The organism is Microcoleus sp. CAWBG640 (assembly GCF_020883015.1).
GTDB lineage: Bacteria > Cyanobacteriota > Cyanobacteriia > Cyanobacteriales > Microcoleaceae > Microcoleus > Microcoleus anatoxicus.
Genome location: NZ_JAHRFC010000014.1, coordinates 1 through 17,127 on the forward strand (window position 1 = coordinate 1; position 17,127 = coordinate 17,127).

The 17,127-nt window shown below is 46.0% G+C and carries 11 protein-coding genes; 8 read left to right on the top strand and 3 right to left on the bottom strand.

Going from position 1 to position 17,127, the window contains the following annotated elements:
- From AAFP11_RS09710 to pruA, 8 genes are all read left to right on the top strand, one after another.
- A partial coding sequence (locus tag AAFP11_RS09710) for a GNAT family N-acetyltransferase (protein ID WP_341736870.1) occupies positions 1-499 on the top strand: 499 nt, incomplete at its 5' end.
- Between the two features lie 558 nt (positions 500-1,057).
- On the top strand, positions 1,058-2,260 hold the full coding sequence (locus AAFP11_RS09715) for a tetratricopeptide repeat protein (protein WP_341736871.1): 1,203 nt from the start codon (positions 1,058-1,060) through the stop codon (positions 2,258-2,260).
- Between the two features lie 61 nt (positions 2,261-2,321).
- On the top strand, positions 2,322-3,845 hold the full coding sequence (locus AAFP11_RS09720) for a carboxypeptidase M32 (protein ID WP_341736872.1): 1,524 nt from the start codon (positions 2,322-2,324) through the stop codon (positions 3,843-3,845).
- 46 nt (positions 3,846-3,891) lie between these two features.
- On the top strand, positions 3,892-4,332 hold the full coding sequence (locus AAFP11_RS09725) for a hypothetical protein (RefSeq protein ID WP_341736873.1): 441 nt from the start codon (positions 3,892-3,894) through the stop codon (positions 4,330-4,332).
- A 37-nt stretch (positions 4,333-4,369) separates the two neighbouring features.
- Positions 4,370-5,560, top strand: coding sequence for an FUSC family protein (locus AAFP11_RS09730; RefSeq protein ID WP_341736874.1), 1,191 nt, complete (start codon positions 4,370-4,372; stop codon positions 5,558-5,560).
- Positions 5,561-5,994: 434 nt separating this feature from the next.
- Entirely contained in the window at positions 5,995-8,502 is a 2,508-nt protein-coding gene (locus tag AAFP11_RS09735; protein WP_341736875.1) for a protein-arginine deiminase family protein, read from the top strand.
- Between the two features lie 470 nt (positions 8,503-8,972).
- Positions 8,973-10,169 carry a hypothetical protein gene (locus AAFP11_RS09740; protein WP_341736876.1) on the top strand — a complete coding sequence of 399 codons (1,197 nt, stop codon included), beginning with the start codon at positions 8,973-8,975 and terminating at the stop codon, positions 10,167-10,169.
- 38 nt (positions 10,170-10,207) lie between these two features.
- Positions 10,208-13,183, top strand: a complete 2,976-nt coding sequence (pruA, locus tag AAFP11_RS09745) for an L-glutamate gamma-semialdehyde dehydrogenase (protein ID WP_341736877.1) — start codon at positions 10,208-10,210, stop codon at positions 13,181-13,183.
- 215 nt (positions 13,184-13,398) lie between these two features.
- On the opposite strand, the gene fabD is transcribed toward pruA, so the two are convergent.
- From fabD to plsX, 3 genes are all read right to left on the bottom strand, one after another.
- Positions 13,399-14,277, bottom strand: coding sequence for an ACP S-malonyltransferase (gene fabD / locus AAFP11_RS09750; protein WP_341736878.1), 879 nt, complete (start codon positions 14,275-14,277; stop codon positions 13,399-13,401).
- Positions 14,278-14,674: 397 nt separating this feature from the next.
- Positions 14,675-15,676, bottom strand: coding sequence for a beta-ketoacyl-ACP synthase III (locus AAFP11_RS09755; RefSeq protein WP_341736879.1), 1,002 nt, complete (start codon positions 15,674-15,676; stop codon positions 14,675-14,677).
- A gap of 279 nt (positions 15,677-15,955) precedes the next feature.
- A complete protein-coding gene (gene plsX / locus AAFP11_RS09760) occupies positions 15,956-17,005 on the bottom strand; it encodes a phosphate acyltransferase PlsX (protein ID WP_341736880.1) in 1,050 nt (349 codons plus the stop codon).
- Positions 17,006-17,127 lie beyond the last annotated feature (122 nt).

Sequence of the window (17,127 nt, forward strand, 5' to 3'; positions counted from 1 at the left end):
GGCTTCGAGCTTTCATTCCCGCGAGGGGGTAGTACACTGGGTCTATCCAGTATTACGCTTAGGTATTTACGAAGATTTAAAAAATCGACTGCGTTCTAAAACTGAACATTACATTTGTCTGGTTGCTGAGCTAGTCTCGCGGGAAGAAAATGCTCTCGACAACAGGTCAGAGTTAATGGCTGGAACGGTAGAACTAGCTCTGCGTTCTCGCTTTGCTTGGCAATTCCCAAGTTCTGACTATCCTTATTTATCCAATCTCGCCGTTCACCCAGAGTATCGGCGACAAGGTGTGGCTCAAAAGCTACTGAATAATTGTGAAAAAACTGCCCGTGAGTGGGGATTTTCGGAAGTTTACCTCCATGTTTTGGAAAATAATCATGCGGCTAGACAGTTATATTATCAGGCAGGGTATCGCTTAGAACAGGTGGATTGGGATTGGAGTTGTTGGCTGTTCGGACAGCCACGAAGACTGTTTTTGCGAAAGCATCTAGCAAGCTGAAAGCCTAAACCCCGGACGCTCATCGGTTTCCAGCCTTGATGCCAGGATAGAGATTTGCCTGGGGTTGGGGCTAGTCGAGCTTGGGTGAGGCTGTTTATAGTTGAGTCCGATGTCCTGCCCCTTTGCTTAATTATGCGTAATTTATAAACTAAAGTATTAATTTATACATTCATTAAAGACTGCTAAGTCTATAATAGACGGGTTTAATTTTTTTGAGTATATGTAAAGCTATCCGCTAATCACTGGACAAAAGTGGACAAGGTAGCCAGTCTAAGCCTTTAACTAGGCTACGTTAGCAGGGTCACGACACCTACGGGTGCTTTGGAGCCTGTAGCTCTGTCGCCGGAGATTAAACATCTTTATTTAGCTAAGGAAGTGTCTCCGGCACGACAAGCCTCGCTAACATTGACGAGGAAAACATAACCGATCAAAAATTACCAGAATACTAAGGTTTCAACCCTGGGAAGGGTAAAAATCATCCTAGTATGAAAGTTAATATAAAAAAAAACCGCAACTTTACAAAAAATTAGGTGAAATCCCTTGCAAAAATTAGCGAGTATGGAAAAGCCGATCGAACGTGGGGCAAAATCCATAGAACTGAATCCCCAAGACCCTCAAACCTGGTACGATCGAGGTAACGCCCTAGAAGAAATGGGACGCTTGCAAGCGGCGATCGCATCTTGGGAAAAAGCGATCGAACTAGAACCCAAATTTCAGGAAGCTTGGTACAACAAAGGTGTCGCCCTCAGAAAGTTGGGACAGCTAGAAACAGCGATTTGCGCCTACAACGAAGCCATCAAAATTAAACCCGATCACCCAGAAGCTTTGTACAATCTGGGCAATGTGCTGCGCAAGTGTAACAGGCTTTCAGAGGCGATCGCCTCTTACGAAAAAGCGATCCAATTTAAACCAAATTACCATGAAGCTTGGTCGAACCGGGGCAACGCTTTAGTTAACTTGGAACGCTACTGTGAAGCCCTCACTTCCTACGACAAAGCCTTAGCCCTGAAATCCGACTACTGGGAAGCTTGGTACAACAAGGCATTTGCTCTGAAAAAATCAGGACAAAACGAAATGGCGATCGCCGCCTACGACAGAGCTCTGGAACTTAAACCAGATCTACACCAAGCATGGTATCACCGCGGGACAGCCTTAGCCGATACCAAACGCTACCTAGAAGCCGTTGTCTCCTACGACAAAACTCTCCAACTGCGCCCCAACTCCCCCGAAGTTTGGAACAAACGCGGCACGGCGATCGCCCACATGGGAAAATTTGCAGAAGCCATAGACTCCTGGGACAAAGGCCTAGCCCTGAAACCAGACGATAGCGAAGCCTGGTATAACCGCGGCCTGGCCTTGGCAAATTTACAACGCTACTCTGAAGCCATCGCCTCCTGGGACAAAACACTAGAAACAGAACCGCAAAACATCGAGGCCTGGTACAACCGCGCCGTAGCCCTCAAAAAAATCCAGCGATACCCGGAAGCCATCGCCTCTTACGATCGAATCATCGCACTCAAACCAGACGATCCAAACCTCTACTATCAAAAAGCCTGCATCTGGGCCCTAGAAAAACAAGCGCAAGAGTCAAAAAATCAGCCCGCAGTAGTAGCAAGCATCATCGACAAAGCAATAGAAAATCTCTCCAAGGCGATCGAACTTAATCCGAAAAAATACCTAAAACTTTCCCAAAATGACTCAAAATTGCATACAATACGTGAACAAGTGCGGTCTTTAGCTTTAACTCAGGGTAGGCAATGATTGACTAATATAGATGCCGCACTGCAACCTTTGTAGGCAAAAAGTACCGCTAACCCCAATCATGCAAACCCTAGACAAAACTGAAACAAAATTCGGTCAACTCACAGCCCGTCTTAACGAAATTATCGATATCGAATCAGCCTCTTCCCTGCTGCACTGGGATCAAGCCACCTATATGCCTGTTAGAGGTGCAAGCGCCCGGAGTCGCCAATTAGCTACCCTCAAACAAATATCCCACGAAAAATTTACAGATCCTAAAATTGGGGAACTGCTAGAAGACTTACGAGGCTACGAACAAAACCTCCCCTACGATTCCAATACCGCCAGCCTGATTCGCGTCGCCCGCAGAGATTACGATCGCGCCGCCAGAGTTCCGGCAACCTTTATGGCCAAACTATGTCGCCACCAAGCCGACTGCTACGAAGCCTGGGCTACGGCGAAAGCGGCTAATAATTTTGCAGCCGTCGAGCCATATCTGGAAAAAACCCTAGAATTAAGCAGGCAATACGCGGACTTTTTCCCAGGATATGAACATATTGCCGATCCCTTGATCGATCGTAGCGACTACGGCATGAAAGTATCCATTTTGCGACCCTTGTTCGCTCAACTGCGTCAAGAATTAGTGCCCATAGTCGAAGCCATCACCTCCCAGCCCCCGGCTGACGACTCTTGCTTGCATCAAGACTTCCCAGAAGCCCAGCAATTAGAATTTACTCGCACCGTCGTAGAACGTATGGGGTACGACTTCCAACGGGGACGACAAGATACCACCTTGCACCCGTTTATGACCAACTTCTCCATAGACGACGTGCGGATCACCACCCGCGTTTACAAAGACCACCTGGATCAAGCTCTTTTTAGCAGTATCCACGAAGCGGGACACGCTCTTTACGAATTGGGAAATTCCCCCGAATTTGAAGGTACACTCCTAGCTGGTGGCATTTCCTCTGGTGTTCATGAAAGCCAGTCCCGGCTTTGGGAAAATTTAGTCGGCCGCAGTAGGGGCTTTTGGGAATGTTTTTACCCGCAACTGCAAGGGGTGTTTTTGCGGCAGTTGGGACAGGTGCCGATTGACGTATTTTATAAGGCCATTAACAAAGTCGGGCGATCGCTGATCCGCACCGACGCCGACGAAGTAACCTACAACCTCCACGTAGCCATCCGCTTTGACCTAGAATTGGCAATGGTAGAGGGAAAACTATCGGTTCATGACCTCCCCGAAGCCTGGAACAGTCGCTATAAAACTGACCTCGGTATTGTTCCCCCCAGCGACAGCGAGGGTGCAATGCAGGATGTTCATTGGTATGTTGGGACGATCGGCGGTATGTTCCAAGGTTACACCCTTGGTAATTTAATGAGCGCCCAATTCTATGAAACCGCAGTCAAAATCAATCCAGAAATTCCGGTAGAAATAGAACAGGGGAATTTTACCGTACTCCATGATTGGCTCAAACAAAATATATATAGTCATGGTCGTAAATATACCGCAGTCGAATTGCTAGATAGAGTTACAGGTTCTCCTTTAAGTATCGACCCATTTCTGCGGTACATACGCAACAAATATGGCGAATTTTATGTGATTTGAAGATAGCTATCAATATAGTTTGCCCGAAAAGGAAATAACGTAAGTAATGCTATCTGCCCACCCACCATCTCTCAACTGGCTGTTGCAGCCGTTTCAGCTCAAGCCTGGTAAACCGGACATCCTCTACGGCTTGCGCGCCCTTTTGGCAGTCAGCGGGCCGATTGCAGTGGGATTCATGACCGGTCATCCGGCTGCAAGTGCCATCGCGGCCATGGCCGCCATGTTTGTCGGGATGGTCGATGGGGGTGGAGCCTACCGCCAAAAAGCTACTGTAATGCTCGCAGCGACCATTGGCACAACTCTGGCGTTGCTCATCGCCAATCTAGTTAGCAGTACCCTCTGGCTAGCGATTCCCACCACCTTTTTGGTGATGTTTATCGCGGGCTTAGCTGGTCTGTTTGGCACGACAGCGGCCACGGTGAGTCTGGTGACATCAATTATGTTTATCGTCTCCCTAGCCAAATTCGCTTCGTTCCCGGATTGGTAGCAGTCTCAAAGCCCTAGCAGAACAGATTCATAGCGATGTGGAGATTGTCACAGATTTACAGCAAGCAAAAGGGCGCAGCATCCCGCAGTCAGACATTTACCCCCCCATGCAGCCAGAGCGTTCTTCCATCCTGGATACCCTACGGAATAATCTCACGTTTGATTCAGTTCTATTTCGTCATGCTTTGCGACTGGCGCTGATAGTAACTACTGCTCAATTACTGGCTTCCCTATTGCAAGTACCTACAGGTTATTGGGTGACACTCACCGCTGTAGTTGCCTTGAAGCCCAGCTTTGGCGATACCTCCGAAAGAACGGTGCAACGGGTTGTGGGAACTACTTTAGGGGGCATAGTTGGTATTGCCCTAGTCGCATTCATCCACAATTCAGTGGCAATATTAATCTGTATCTTAGTCCTGTTAGTTACTGCGATGTCAGTGCGATCGCTCAGCTATGGTATCTTCATTATACTCCTGACTCCCGTCGTCATATTGCTGCTCAATCTCACCAGTAAAGGTGGCTGGGAAATCGGGGCTTTACGCATTGTCGATAGCTTAATTGGAGGCACCTTAGCATTACTCGGCAGCTATTTGTTATTTCCCAGTTGGGAAAGACAGCAACTCTCGGCACAATTAGCAACAACTATGCGAGCCAATCTCGCTTACTTTCAACAAGTTGCCGCCAGCTATCTCCACCCAGAATCAGAACCATCGACTGAGACTATTAAAAACCTGCGTCATCAAGCAGCATTGAAAAATGCGAACGCTGCGGCAGCGGCTCAACGCTTATTTAGCGAACCCCTTCACGTTCGAGGAGAAGTGGAACCGATTATGATGCTAATGCTATACATTCGTGCTTTTTTTAGCTCAGTTACGACTCTAGCGGAACATCAGCGGAAATTTAGCGGCGAGTATCAATTTGCAGAACTCAAGGGATTTAACGATGCCATTGTCGAAATTTTGGAGAACCTAGCAAATGCCTTGGAACAGGGAGAGCCGCCCCAATCTTTACCCGCCCTAGATACTTATCTCCAACCAATTCACAATCGGATCGAACAGTTACATACCGCTCGCATCTCAGAGTTAGCTGCAAATCCAACTTCTGTAACTTCCACGAGGCAAGCTGTTCGGGACCAAACTCCTGTTTCTACACAACTAGATCGCATTGTCTATGAAATTAAATGTTTGCATTGTGCGATCGAGCGTCTGCAAAAATCAATTTTAAAATAGTGAATAGACATATTCTTTGACATCCTCCCCATTGCACGAGACAACCTGCGATTTTTCATCATACCTGAAACATTCATATTGTTTCCGGCTACATAGTCATATAAAATCCTCTCTTCATCGTCCTGTATTAAACTCTCTCTTCTCTTCCTTTGCGTCCTACCCTACGGGAACGGCTTCGCCGAACGCGCCTTCGCGGTTTATTAAAATACAAATTCTTTGGGTGGGAAGGGAGTAACCACAGAGAACGCAGAGGACACAGAGTGAGAGAATAGAGAGATGAATAATTCAGATGCTACCGAATTTGATATCAAAAGTTCTGTAAGTCTTTTATGACGGTCTCAACCATAGCCCTTCCCGCCCCAACCACCTGATATTAAATTCTCAATTTATCCCCAAATTAGGTAAAATCATTGGGGTGTCTGAGGATAAACTATATGCGTTTGGTTAAATATATTGCGATCGCCATTATCAATACTTTCGGTGTCATCATCGGTATCATCTGGGTAGCAGTCCCCCAAACCCTCGCCCAACCTTCCCTCAACAACCAACTCCAAATCTCTGGGCGACAGCCAGACACCGAAACTCCCCAATCCCTTGCCGAACTCTACAAATTGCGCGATCGCCTTAAACTAGAATTAGACCAAATTGCCAAAAATCCCGATCGCACCTCATTTTTCTCAGAACCTTGGAAACCCCAAATCCAGCGCCAAAAATCAGAAGCTTTAGTTCTGCAACTGGCCAAAGTCAACAGTAGCATTCAAATCGAAGAAACCGCCAAAAACACTTGGAATGAATCGGCTAAAATAGCCAGTGAAGCCGTCATCATCGGACGCACCGCCAAAAGTTCTCCAGCTAGTTGGGAACAGTCACAACGTCTGTGGCAGTCCGCTATCAAAACGCTGCGCCAAATTCCCCACGATTCTTTTTTGGCTAGTGGGGCGATAGACAAAACCATTGAATATCAAGGCAATCTAACAGTCGCTACCTACGAATTACAAATTGCACGGAACGTACAAAAAGCCTTAGCAGAAGAACAAGAAAAACAAGAGTTAGCCAGAAGAGAAATTGAGAAAAAAGAACAAGCCCGGAAAGAACTAGAAAGACAAGAATTTGAAAAGCAAGAAATTGTGCGGAAAGAACGAGAAAGACAAGAATTTGAACAACAAGAAATTGTGCGGAAAGAACGAGAAAAACAAGAACAAGCCCGCCAAGAATTAGCAAAAAAAGAGCTGGAAAAACAAGAACAAGCCCGCCAAGAATTAGAAAGACAAGCACGAGAAAAGCAAGAACAAGCCCGCCAAGAAGAATTAGCAAAAACTTCACCAACTCCTCAAGCAACTCTCACCCCAAATCCCAGCCCACTTTTACCCACTTCAGCGCCATCCAACTTCTTCTTTGCGGGAGATACCAACAGAGATGGCGAAATTAATGACCAAGATGAACCAGGTAAAGAACAATGGTCTTTGTCTAAGGGAACCCTAGTTCTATTTAACGACAAATTGGGCGATCGACGCAAGATACCAGTTTGGCAACAAACCAAAGTTAGCGCCCCACGCCGCCCAGCAATGCTGTCTCAAGTTCACTTAAAAATGTCGGAAAACTTCAAAGGTTCTCAAGTATTTATCACGGCTGATAACCTGGCTAGCCCTCACATAAATGTTTTTCAAAAGACCGGCGATGGCTGGCAAAATGTAGACATATCAGGTACTAAACCGCTAGTTTTTAGCAAAAATATTGTCTTAGGAGTAGAAACCAAACAATTTGCCGATCGCAATTGGAGCGGTCGGATTAATCTCAAAGCAAATGCCATCAATAATGGTCAAGAAATAGCCTCAGCCACAATCCAAATGGGCGTTACCCCTTGGATAATGCCCTCCAATATCACACCAGTTACAGAGGTTCAAGTCAGCGACAGAGGCTCAGGAAACAGCGAATTCATCTCCCAACTCAAACAAGCAGTAGAACCTACAGGAGCTAAAGTCAAAATCATCCAAGGAGACAAAGCTTGGATGCAGGATATTCAGAAAAATGGCTACGTTCAATTTCCCGAAAAATCCCAAACCCGCAATTTGAATGTAGCCCTACAAAACAATAGTAATGCCCTAGGTAATTATCCCCAAAAAACCAATCCCGATGAGTATTTGAGCGTAGTCAAAATCGGTCAACCTCGCAATCTAGAATCAGCAAATCAGTGGGCTGATGGCTACGGAAATTTACAAGTAACACCGCCGATTCCTGGATACCCCATGGGTCGAATTTATTACGGTAAATCCGGGAATGCTAGTTTTAATCCAGAGGTACTGGATTTTATTCAAGCTCAACAAATTCAAGGGCCTGCGGTGGATATTGATACTTCTTGGCTGTTGACTCGCCAAGTCGATGAAATCATCAATTTTATTCCCAGTACAACTCCCGGAAAGTATATAATGGCGATCGCCAGTCCAGAAGCCGGAGTTAAGCTCCTAGAAGAATTGGCAGGAAAAGGTTACGGTGATGTTAAGATAAATCGTGGATTGAGCAATGAAATTACAGTCAGCGCTGCTTTGAAAAATCAAGCTTTAATTAAGCATAATCTCAATTTGCAAACACAAAAACTTAATCCAATTATCGATAAGTTAAAAAGAGAATTTTCACTGACAGATGACCAAATCATCCAAATTCCGGCGATGTTTGGCTACAGCGGTTATGCTTGGTGGCCGAATCTGGTCAATTCCGTACCTGTTAATGGCAATTTGTTAGTCTCAAATCCCCGTGGGGCGCTGATTGACGGTAAGGATTATACTCAGGAAAAATTGCGTCAATTACTACTACCTTTTGGTGTCAATGTTAGTTTTCTTGACGATAGGTATTATCAAGAACTTAGGGGGAATGTGCAGTCGGCTACCAATACTATTAGGAAAGGAGAAGAGCGACCTTTTTGGCAGTCTTTACCTAATAATTAATAAGTGCGAATGGGTAATATCGTTTACTTTTGTGTTAAGATTATTAAACCGCAGAGACCACAGAGTTCACCGATGAAGATGAGAGAGATAAATCATTCCGATACCAACGGATTTGATATAATGCAGATGTTCCATATTCATCTGCCTTTATCTGTTAGTCCATTTGCGATACAACCGGAAACGATATAATACCAATATAATGGGTAGTTGCACATATCTCGATCCCCCTCGCATCCCCCACCCCCCCTACCCCCCAAGGGGGGAAAAAGGGGGACTTCAAAAAGCTTCCGGTCCCCCCCTTCTTAAGGGGGGCTAGGGGGGATCGAATTCTATGCAGCCTCATAAAAAATTGGTATAACATAACTATTTTCTTGTTTTCTCAAGAGCATCGGCGTATCATCTCAGTGCCCCCGATCGCACAAATAACGTAAAATACTCAACAGCCATCTTTATACTATAATTTTATCCCTATGAGTGACCAACCAGAAAACAATCAAATTTTGACTCAGCATCCAGAAACAATTGCCACTTTAGAGTCAAACTCCCAACCATCTGAAACTCCACCAGAAACTTCCCTAGACGAATATTCTTTAATTACCGAGTCCCAACCATCTGAAACTCCACCAGAAACTTCCCTAGACGAATATTCTTTAATTACCGATTCCCAACCAGCAACAACTCCGCCAGAAAATTCCCTAGACGAAGAACATTCTTTAACTACCGATTTTGAACCTCTGGATTTTTCTAGGGAAAATCTGATAACTGCCAATATTTCACATCTTAATCCTGACACAAAAACTACCACTGAACCTGCTATTAAAGAAGATATTTTAAGTACCCAAATTCAATCAGAAAACAGCGCTGAAACTGCCATAAGAGAAGATATTTTAATGGCTAATTTGGAAACAGAAACAGAAACTATTCCCATGGCTGCGGACATCGCACCGCCAACCATTGACTATGACAATTACCCAACTCAACTAAATCCCACTCCGAATCCCGAACCCAAAAAAACAGGAGTTTGGCAAGTTCTAGCAGTTTTTTTGAGCGGAATGTTAGTCGGTTCTGTGCTAAGTCTGGGCAGTTTGTTAGCCTGGAGAATGTATCAGGAAAGAGTCAACCTACAAATCAAGTTGCCCGCCGATGTACCACTTCGTCCCAGCCCTTCCCCTATCCCTGCCACTCCGGCTAATCGACTACCTGCGATTCCCCCAGCACCTGCAACTCCACAATCACCTGTCTCTACCATCCCGTCGCCCACTCCCACTCTGACGCCAACCCTGTCTGGAGTGCCGCAATTGGCCTCTCCATCGCCCTCAGCATCCGCCTTTCCCTCGCCCTCAGTATCCCCCTCTCCTGCGGCCCAAACGGATGTCACTGAGCGAGTTAGCTTTGAACCAGGTGCGATCGGAGTTACTCTCAGAAATACTTTGCCAGACAACAAATCAAAGCGCTACTTACTTGAGTGCAATAGTGGCCAAAGCATGACATTAAAAGTTGAAGAAGGCAAAGTTAGCGCCGCAATTATTGCTCCTAACGGTGAAAAAGTAGGTACTGCAAATAGCACAAGTCCGTGGCAAGGTCAACTACCCAGCAGTGGGGACTATACTATTGAACTTTCTGGCGACAATAAAGCAAACTATGGAGTTAAAATTGAAGTAAAGTAGTAAATCCGTCTCTGGTTCTTATTAATTATCAATCACCAATGATCGCACAAGTATCTCCAAGTATCTACGAAGCAAAAACCCAGGAAATTGCTAAAGAAATTCTTAAGGCAACTCAAGAGAAAAAACGCTCTTTTTTGGGTCAACTACAAGACCAAATGCGCTGGGACGACAAACTGATGGATTGGGCAATGGCTAGCCCCGGACTCCGGGTGCAGTTGTTTCGATTTATTGACTGTTTGCCGGCCCTCCGCAGCAAGCCGGAAATTGCCCGTCACCTGCAAGAATACCTGACTGCTGAAGAGGTAGAATTGCCCGAAGCTTTGAAAAAATTGCTCAGTTTTACTAACGCTGATTCGATTCCTGGACAATTGGCGGCGACAACCGTTGCGCCGGCGGTGGAAACTTTGGCGCACAAGTATATTTCTGGGGAAAATATCAGGCAAGTAGTTAAAACTTTAGAACGACTTCGCAAGGATAAAATGGGTTTTACCGTTGACCTTTTGGGGGAAGCTGTAATTACTGAAACTGAGGCTCAAAATTATCTCGATCGCTATTTGGAACTAATGCAGGAATTGAGCATCGCTGCGAAAAATTGGTCTCAGGTAGATGCGATCGATAAAGCTGATGGTGAAACTTTACCACGAGTACAAGTATCTGTCAAATTAACCGCATTTTATTCTCAGTTTGACCCGCTGGATGCCAAAGGTAGCGAGGCCAAAGTTAGCGATAGAATTCGCTTTTTACTCCGTCGCGCCAAGGAGTTGGGCGCTGCTGTCCATTTCGATATGGAACAGTATGTTTATAAAGGTTTAACTCTCAGCATTCTCAAAGAGTTGTTGTTAGAAGAAGAGTTTCGCGGACGCACAGATATCGGTATCACATTGCAAGCCTATTTGCGCGACAGCAAACAAGATTTGCAAGGGATTATTGCTTGGGCGAAAAAACGCGGCAATCCAGTGACAGTAAGGTTGGTAAAAGGCGCTTACTGGGATCAGGAAACGATTAAAGCGATGCAGAAAGATTGGCCTCAGCCTGTCTACAATGACAAAGTTGCGACAGATGCCAACTTTGAAGAAATGACCCAGTTGCTGCTGGAAAATCACGAATATTTGTATGCAGCGATCGCAAGTCATAATGTGCGATCGCAAGCCAGGGCGATCGCGATCGCCCAAACGCTGAATATACCACGTCGCCGCTTTGAAATGCAAGTATTGTACGGCATGGGCGACAAATTGGCTAAGCTATTAGTCGATCGCGGTTATCGCGTCCGAGTCTATTGTCCCTACGGCGATTTACTCCCAGGAATGGCCTATTTAATCCGTCGTTTGCTGGAAAATACCGCCAACAGTTCCTTCATCCGGCAAAGTTCCGAAGAAATGCCGATCGACCAATTATTAGCCGCCCCAGTAGCCAAGGGCAATGACCAGCTAGTTTACAGCAAAGTATTTCCCAACGTAGCCGATACAGACTACGCCAATACCGAACTCCGCAAACAAGCAGAAACAGCCATTAAATCAGTGCGGGGAATCCTCGGACAAACCTATTTACCCCTAATTAACGGCGAATACCAAAACACCGAAACCACAGTCAACTCCCTCAATCCTTCCAACCCCACAGAAGTAGTTGGTAAAATCGGATTGCTTTCCGAATCACAAGCCAGACAAGCCCTGCAAGCCGCCAAAGATGCGTCTACCAGTTGGCGGAAAACCCCCGTCAGACAGCGCGCCGGCGTGCTGCGCAAAGCCGCAGAATTGATGGAAAAAAGACGGCACGAACTGTCAGCTTGGATGGTATTTGAAGTCGGTAAACCAGTCAGAGAATGCGATGCTGAAGTTTCCGAAGCCATTGATTTTTGTCGCTACTACGCCGACGAAATGGAACGGTTAGACCAAGGACAAAATTACGACATCGCCGGAGAAACTAACCGATACAGCTATCAGCCCCGCGGCATTTCTTTAATCATTTCTCCTTGGAATTTTCCCCTAGCAATTCCTGTGGGGATGACAGTTGCTTCCCTAGTTGCAGGGAATTGTACTTTACTCAAACCTGCGGAAGTATCCTCAGTAATTGCAGCTAAAATTACCGAAATTTTACTAGAAGCGGGCATCCCCAAAGGCGTATTTCAATACGTGCCCTGTAAAGGTTCAACCGTGGGCGCTTACATGGTGAAACATCCCGATGTCCACATGATTACTTTCACCGGTTCTCAAGAAGTTGGTTGCAAAATTTATGCCGATGCTGCGATTTTACAACCAGGACAAAAACACCTGAAACGAGTGATTGCCGAAATGGGTGGCAAGAATGCCATTATTGTCGATGAAAGTGCTGATTTAGACCAAGCTGTAGCTGGGGTTGTTTATTCTGCCTTTGGATATAGCGGCCAAAAATGTTCCGCTTGTTCGCGAGTAATTGTCGTCGAATCGGTCTATGACACTTTTGTGCAAAGATTAGTAGAAGCCACGCGATCGCTCAATGTTGGTCCTGCGGAAAATCCCGGCACTCAAGTCGGCCCAGTTATCGATGGGAATGCTCATGGCCGCATCCGCGAATACATCGCCAAAGGCCGCGCGGAAGCTAACATCGCTTTAGAAATGTCAGCACCCGAAACCGGCTATTTCATTGGCCCAGTAATTGTGACGGAAGTACCACCCACAGGAACTCTTGCCCAAGAAGAAATTTTTGGTCCGGTTTTGTCAGTGATTCGGGCCCAGAATTTTAATGAAGCAATTACGATTGCTAACGGCACGAATTTTGCTTTAACTGGCGGATTGTATTCTCGCACGCCTTCCCATATCGATCGCGCCGCCGCAGATTTTGAAGTCGGAAACCTGTACATCAATCGCGGAATTACAGGGGCAGTGGTATCGCGGCAACCCTTCGGAGGATTCAAACTTTCGGGAGTTGGTTCCAAAGCCGGTGGCCCGGATTATTTGCTACAATTCCTCGAACCTCGCACCATCACTGAAAATATTCAGCGACAAGGTTTTGCTCCCATTGCAGGAGTAGACGATTAATCTCAAATTTCCTTGATTGTAATGCCATACCTGACCTAAACAGTCAGGTATCCCGATTTTGCATAGGCGAAGCATTACCGCAGACAATTTATTAGCGATAACCATAGATTTACAGCCGTCATGCTTCGCCCCTACAAATATATTTGCCAAACACAGATGCACCAGCTATCTGGCTATTAAATTTGGCTTTTTGATGTTGCTAGGTTAACCATAAATTAACTAGGCAAATCTGCCAAACAGCTCACATTTACTAAGGTTAAATCTGGAGTTGTTCGTTTAATCAAACCTGTGAGCACTTTACCGGGCCCAATTTCCACAACTCGATCGATTCCCTGTTGTGGCAATTGTAGGGAAATTTCTCGCCACCGCACGCCTTTAGTCATCTGCTGAGTCAAGCGCTGCTTCAAAGTAGCTGCACTTGTGGTAGCTGTCGGTTCCGAATTGGAGAGCACCAGCATCTTAGCATCTGAGAATCTGGCCGATTTTAAAGCTTGTTGAAACTCCGCAGCCACTGGTGACATCAGGGGAGAGTGAAAGGCGCCGGAAACATTCAATTTTAGCGCCCGTTTGACTTTGATTTTGGCCAGCAATTCTTCTACGGCTGTGGGGGTTCCAGAAATGACTACTTGTGCTTCGCTGTTATCGTTGGCTAGCACGACGTCTCGACTGTATTGAATTTGCAATTCTAGTTCCTGTCTGTCGAATCCGATCAAAGCTACCATTTGCCCGCCGGAGACATTATCCATCAGTTCGGCGCGGCGTTTCACTAAGCGCAATCCTGATTCAAAGTCAAAGACACCCGCAGCATACAGGGCGGTGTATTCTCCTAAACTGTGACCGGCCACTAGGGAAGGTCGATCGAACTTTTCGCGCACTAAATCGGTCAAAATGCTTTCTATCACGTACAAGCAAGGCTGAGTGTAGAGAGTCCGAGAGAGTTTTGCTTCTTCTTGGCAAATCTCTGGGACTGACCAGCCTAAAATCTCTTTTGCTAGATCGAATTTGGCTTTGGCTTTTGGCAAGTTTAATAAGTCTGCACCCATCCCGATCGCTTGGGAACCTTGTCCGGGAAATACCCATGCTGTTTTAGTCATTTTTCCGGTAATTTACTAATTGGTACTTGCTAATTGGTGATTGCAAAAATTATTTGTTTCTCGCTCATTCACTATCTATGCGCGACTTACAATTATAACAGATGGGGGAATTTTTTCAAAAATTTCCTATAATTTATTTCTGCTACTTTAAGGGCATTAGTCTTTGTGGAATAATTTATTAGCTACCGAGTGGCGAAAGTCAATCGCAGCAAGAGAATTTTTAGTTTCACAAGCAAAAACTACAATCCACCGCCACCAGTATTGAGCAACACGCGATCGATCGCCCGCAAGGGTTGATGCTGTGGCAAAATTGTCAGATTTTACCTCTTAAATTTTCGCGCGATCGCCCCAGAGCCTGAACACAACTAAAATGGATTTATAGTCTGTCGCCCTTGCTTCAACTTCCCCATTGAAAAATCACCGCCCCCCAACTCAAACCTGCACCGAAACCAGCCGCAGCAATAGTATCTCCCGCTTTGACTTTACCCTGACGCACGGCTTCATCCAGAGCCAAAGGAATTGATGCTGCGGATGTATTTCCGTAATGTGCCAAATTACTAATGACTTTTTCCGGCGGAATATTTAGCCTTTGGGCCACTGCATCCAGAATTCGCTGATTCGCTTGGTGTAACAGCAGCCAGTCAATGTCTGTGGCGCTAATATTTGCCCGAAACATCGCTTTTTCGATTACTTCCGGGACTTTTTTCACCGCAAACCGATAGATTTCTTGACCATTCATGGTGATAGGTTGAAAAGCACCTTGTCCAATATTCACACCCTCAATTAATTCTTGGGACTGTGCTTTGTAAGCCAGGTTGAGAGAGGAATTTTGAGTGCCATCGCTGCGAATTTCAAATCCCAAAAAGCGATCGACTTCTGAAGCTTGCAATACTACCGCACCTGCACCGTCTCCAAACAGAATGCAAGTACCTCGATCGGACCAATTCACCCACCGAGATAAAATATCTGCCCCAATCAGCAACACATTTTGATAAACCCCTGTCCGAATGAACTGAGAGGCTGTCACCAAACCAAACACAAAGCCCGAACAAGCTGCTGTCAAATCAAAAGCCACAGCCTTTGTCGCACCCAAGCGATATTGAATTTGACCCGCAGTCCCAAACAAATCGTCAGGGCTTGATGTCGCCAAAATAATCAAATCTATATCTGTCGGCAAAATTTGTGCCATGGATATCGCCTGTTGAGAGGCTTCTGTGGCCAAATCGCACAAAGACATTCCATGATGCGCCAATCTGCGCGATCGAATTCCTGTGCGCGCCACTATCCACTCATCAGAGGTTTCCACTATCTGACTCAAACCGTGATTATCTAGCGAAACCGGCGGTGTACAAGAACCGCTACCCGTGACGGCAATACCAAACCCTGATTGCTGCAACATTCTTCTCCATTTATGAGCGATCGGTCTAGAAATTAAAAATTAAAAACTACAAATTAAAAAAATTAAGCAGCAACTGAAATCAGTTTATTTCAGCCAAAAAACTTGTTTAATTTGACATTTTTAACTTGACATTTTTAATTTTTAATTTTCCAGTAAGTAGCTAAACATATATGTTGCGTGTCCACACCTAGAAGCAAAGCAATCGCTCAGACTAGGGACAAGCTTTGTAACTCTCTGCGGATCTAGTGACGTTGATTTATGTCCATCTACCTACTAACTTTAATTCCTAGCTTCTTGTTCGATGGCACTGTGGCGATATTCCGATTGAATTCGCTCCAGAACTTGGTTATCAATAGCTCCCTTCGCCAAACGCACCGCATTGGCAATGGAAGCAGCTTGAGAGGAACCGTGGCTGATAATGCAAACTCCAGCAACGCCCAACAACAAACCGCCACCGTGTTCAACGTGGTCTACCCGCTGCTTGAATCCTTGCAGACTTTTTTGCAGCAGAGGATCGTTAATTTGATGTTGGAGTCCTTTGACCAATTCTTCCTTGAGCACCTGCACCACAACTTCGCCCACAGCTTCGGCAAACTTCAACAAAACGTTGCCGACAAAGCCGTCACACACAATCACGTCGAAGTTACCAGAGAGCACATCACGACCTTCAGCATTCCCCACAAAAGGAATATGAGGGTTGTCCACCAATAATTGATGAGTACGCACTGCTGCGTCATTACCTTTAGAAGGTTCTTCACCAATATTGAGCAGACCGATTTTGGGTTCAGCCACACCCAGTACGTACTGGCTGTAAATGGTTCCCATGGCCGCGAACTGCTCCAAAAATTTGGGGCGACAGTCCACGTTAGCACCGACATCCAGAATCAGTACAGCGCGACCAGCTACCATTGTCGGCAACACCGCACCGATGGCTGGGCGGTCAATCCCAGGAAGTCGTCCCAATCTCAACAGAGCCGCAGCCATGGCCGCGCCGGAGTGACCAGCGGACACCACAGCATCGGCTTGCTGCTGCTTCACCAAATTCATCGCTACGTTAATCGAAGCTTTAGGCTTGCGTTTGAGGGCACTCAAAGGTTCTTCGTGCATTTCCACCGTTCCTTCAGAAGCAACGATTTCAAGCTGACCTGCACAGACGCGGCCGTGCGCGTCTTGTTGTCGGAGCGAGTCTTCTATTTGCTGCGGGTCGCCCACCAGCAAAATCTCTACACCTAATTCTGTTTGTGCCTTAAGCGCTCCAGCCACAATTTCGGCGGGGGCGTGATCCCCACCCATAGCGTCTATTGCAATTCTTGCGCGTGTCGATCCCATTGCCCAATCTTTGAGAAACCTTCAAGATTCTACCAGGAAGTCTGGAGCCTGAGTCGAGAAGTATGAATATAGTTAAAATCTCAAATCGGTGGACGGGAAATTCCCAAACTCAATGCAATAGT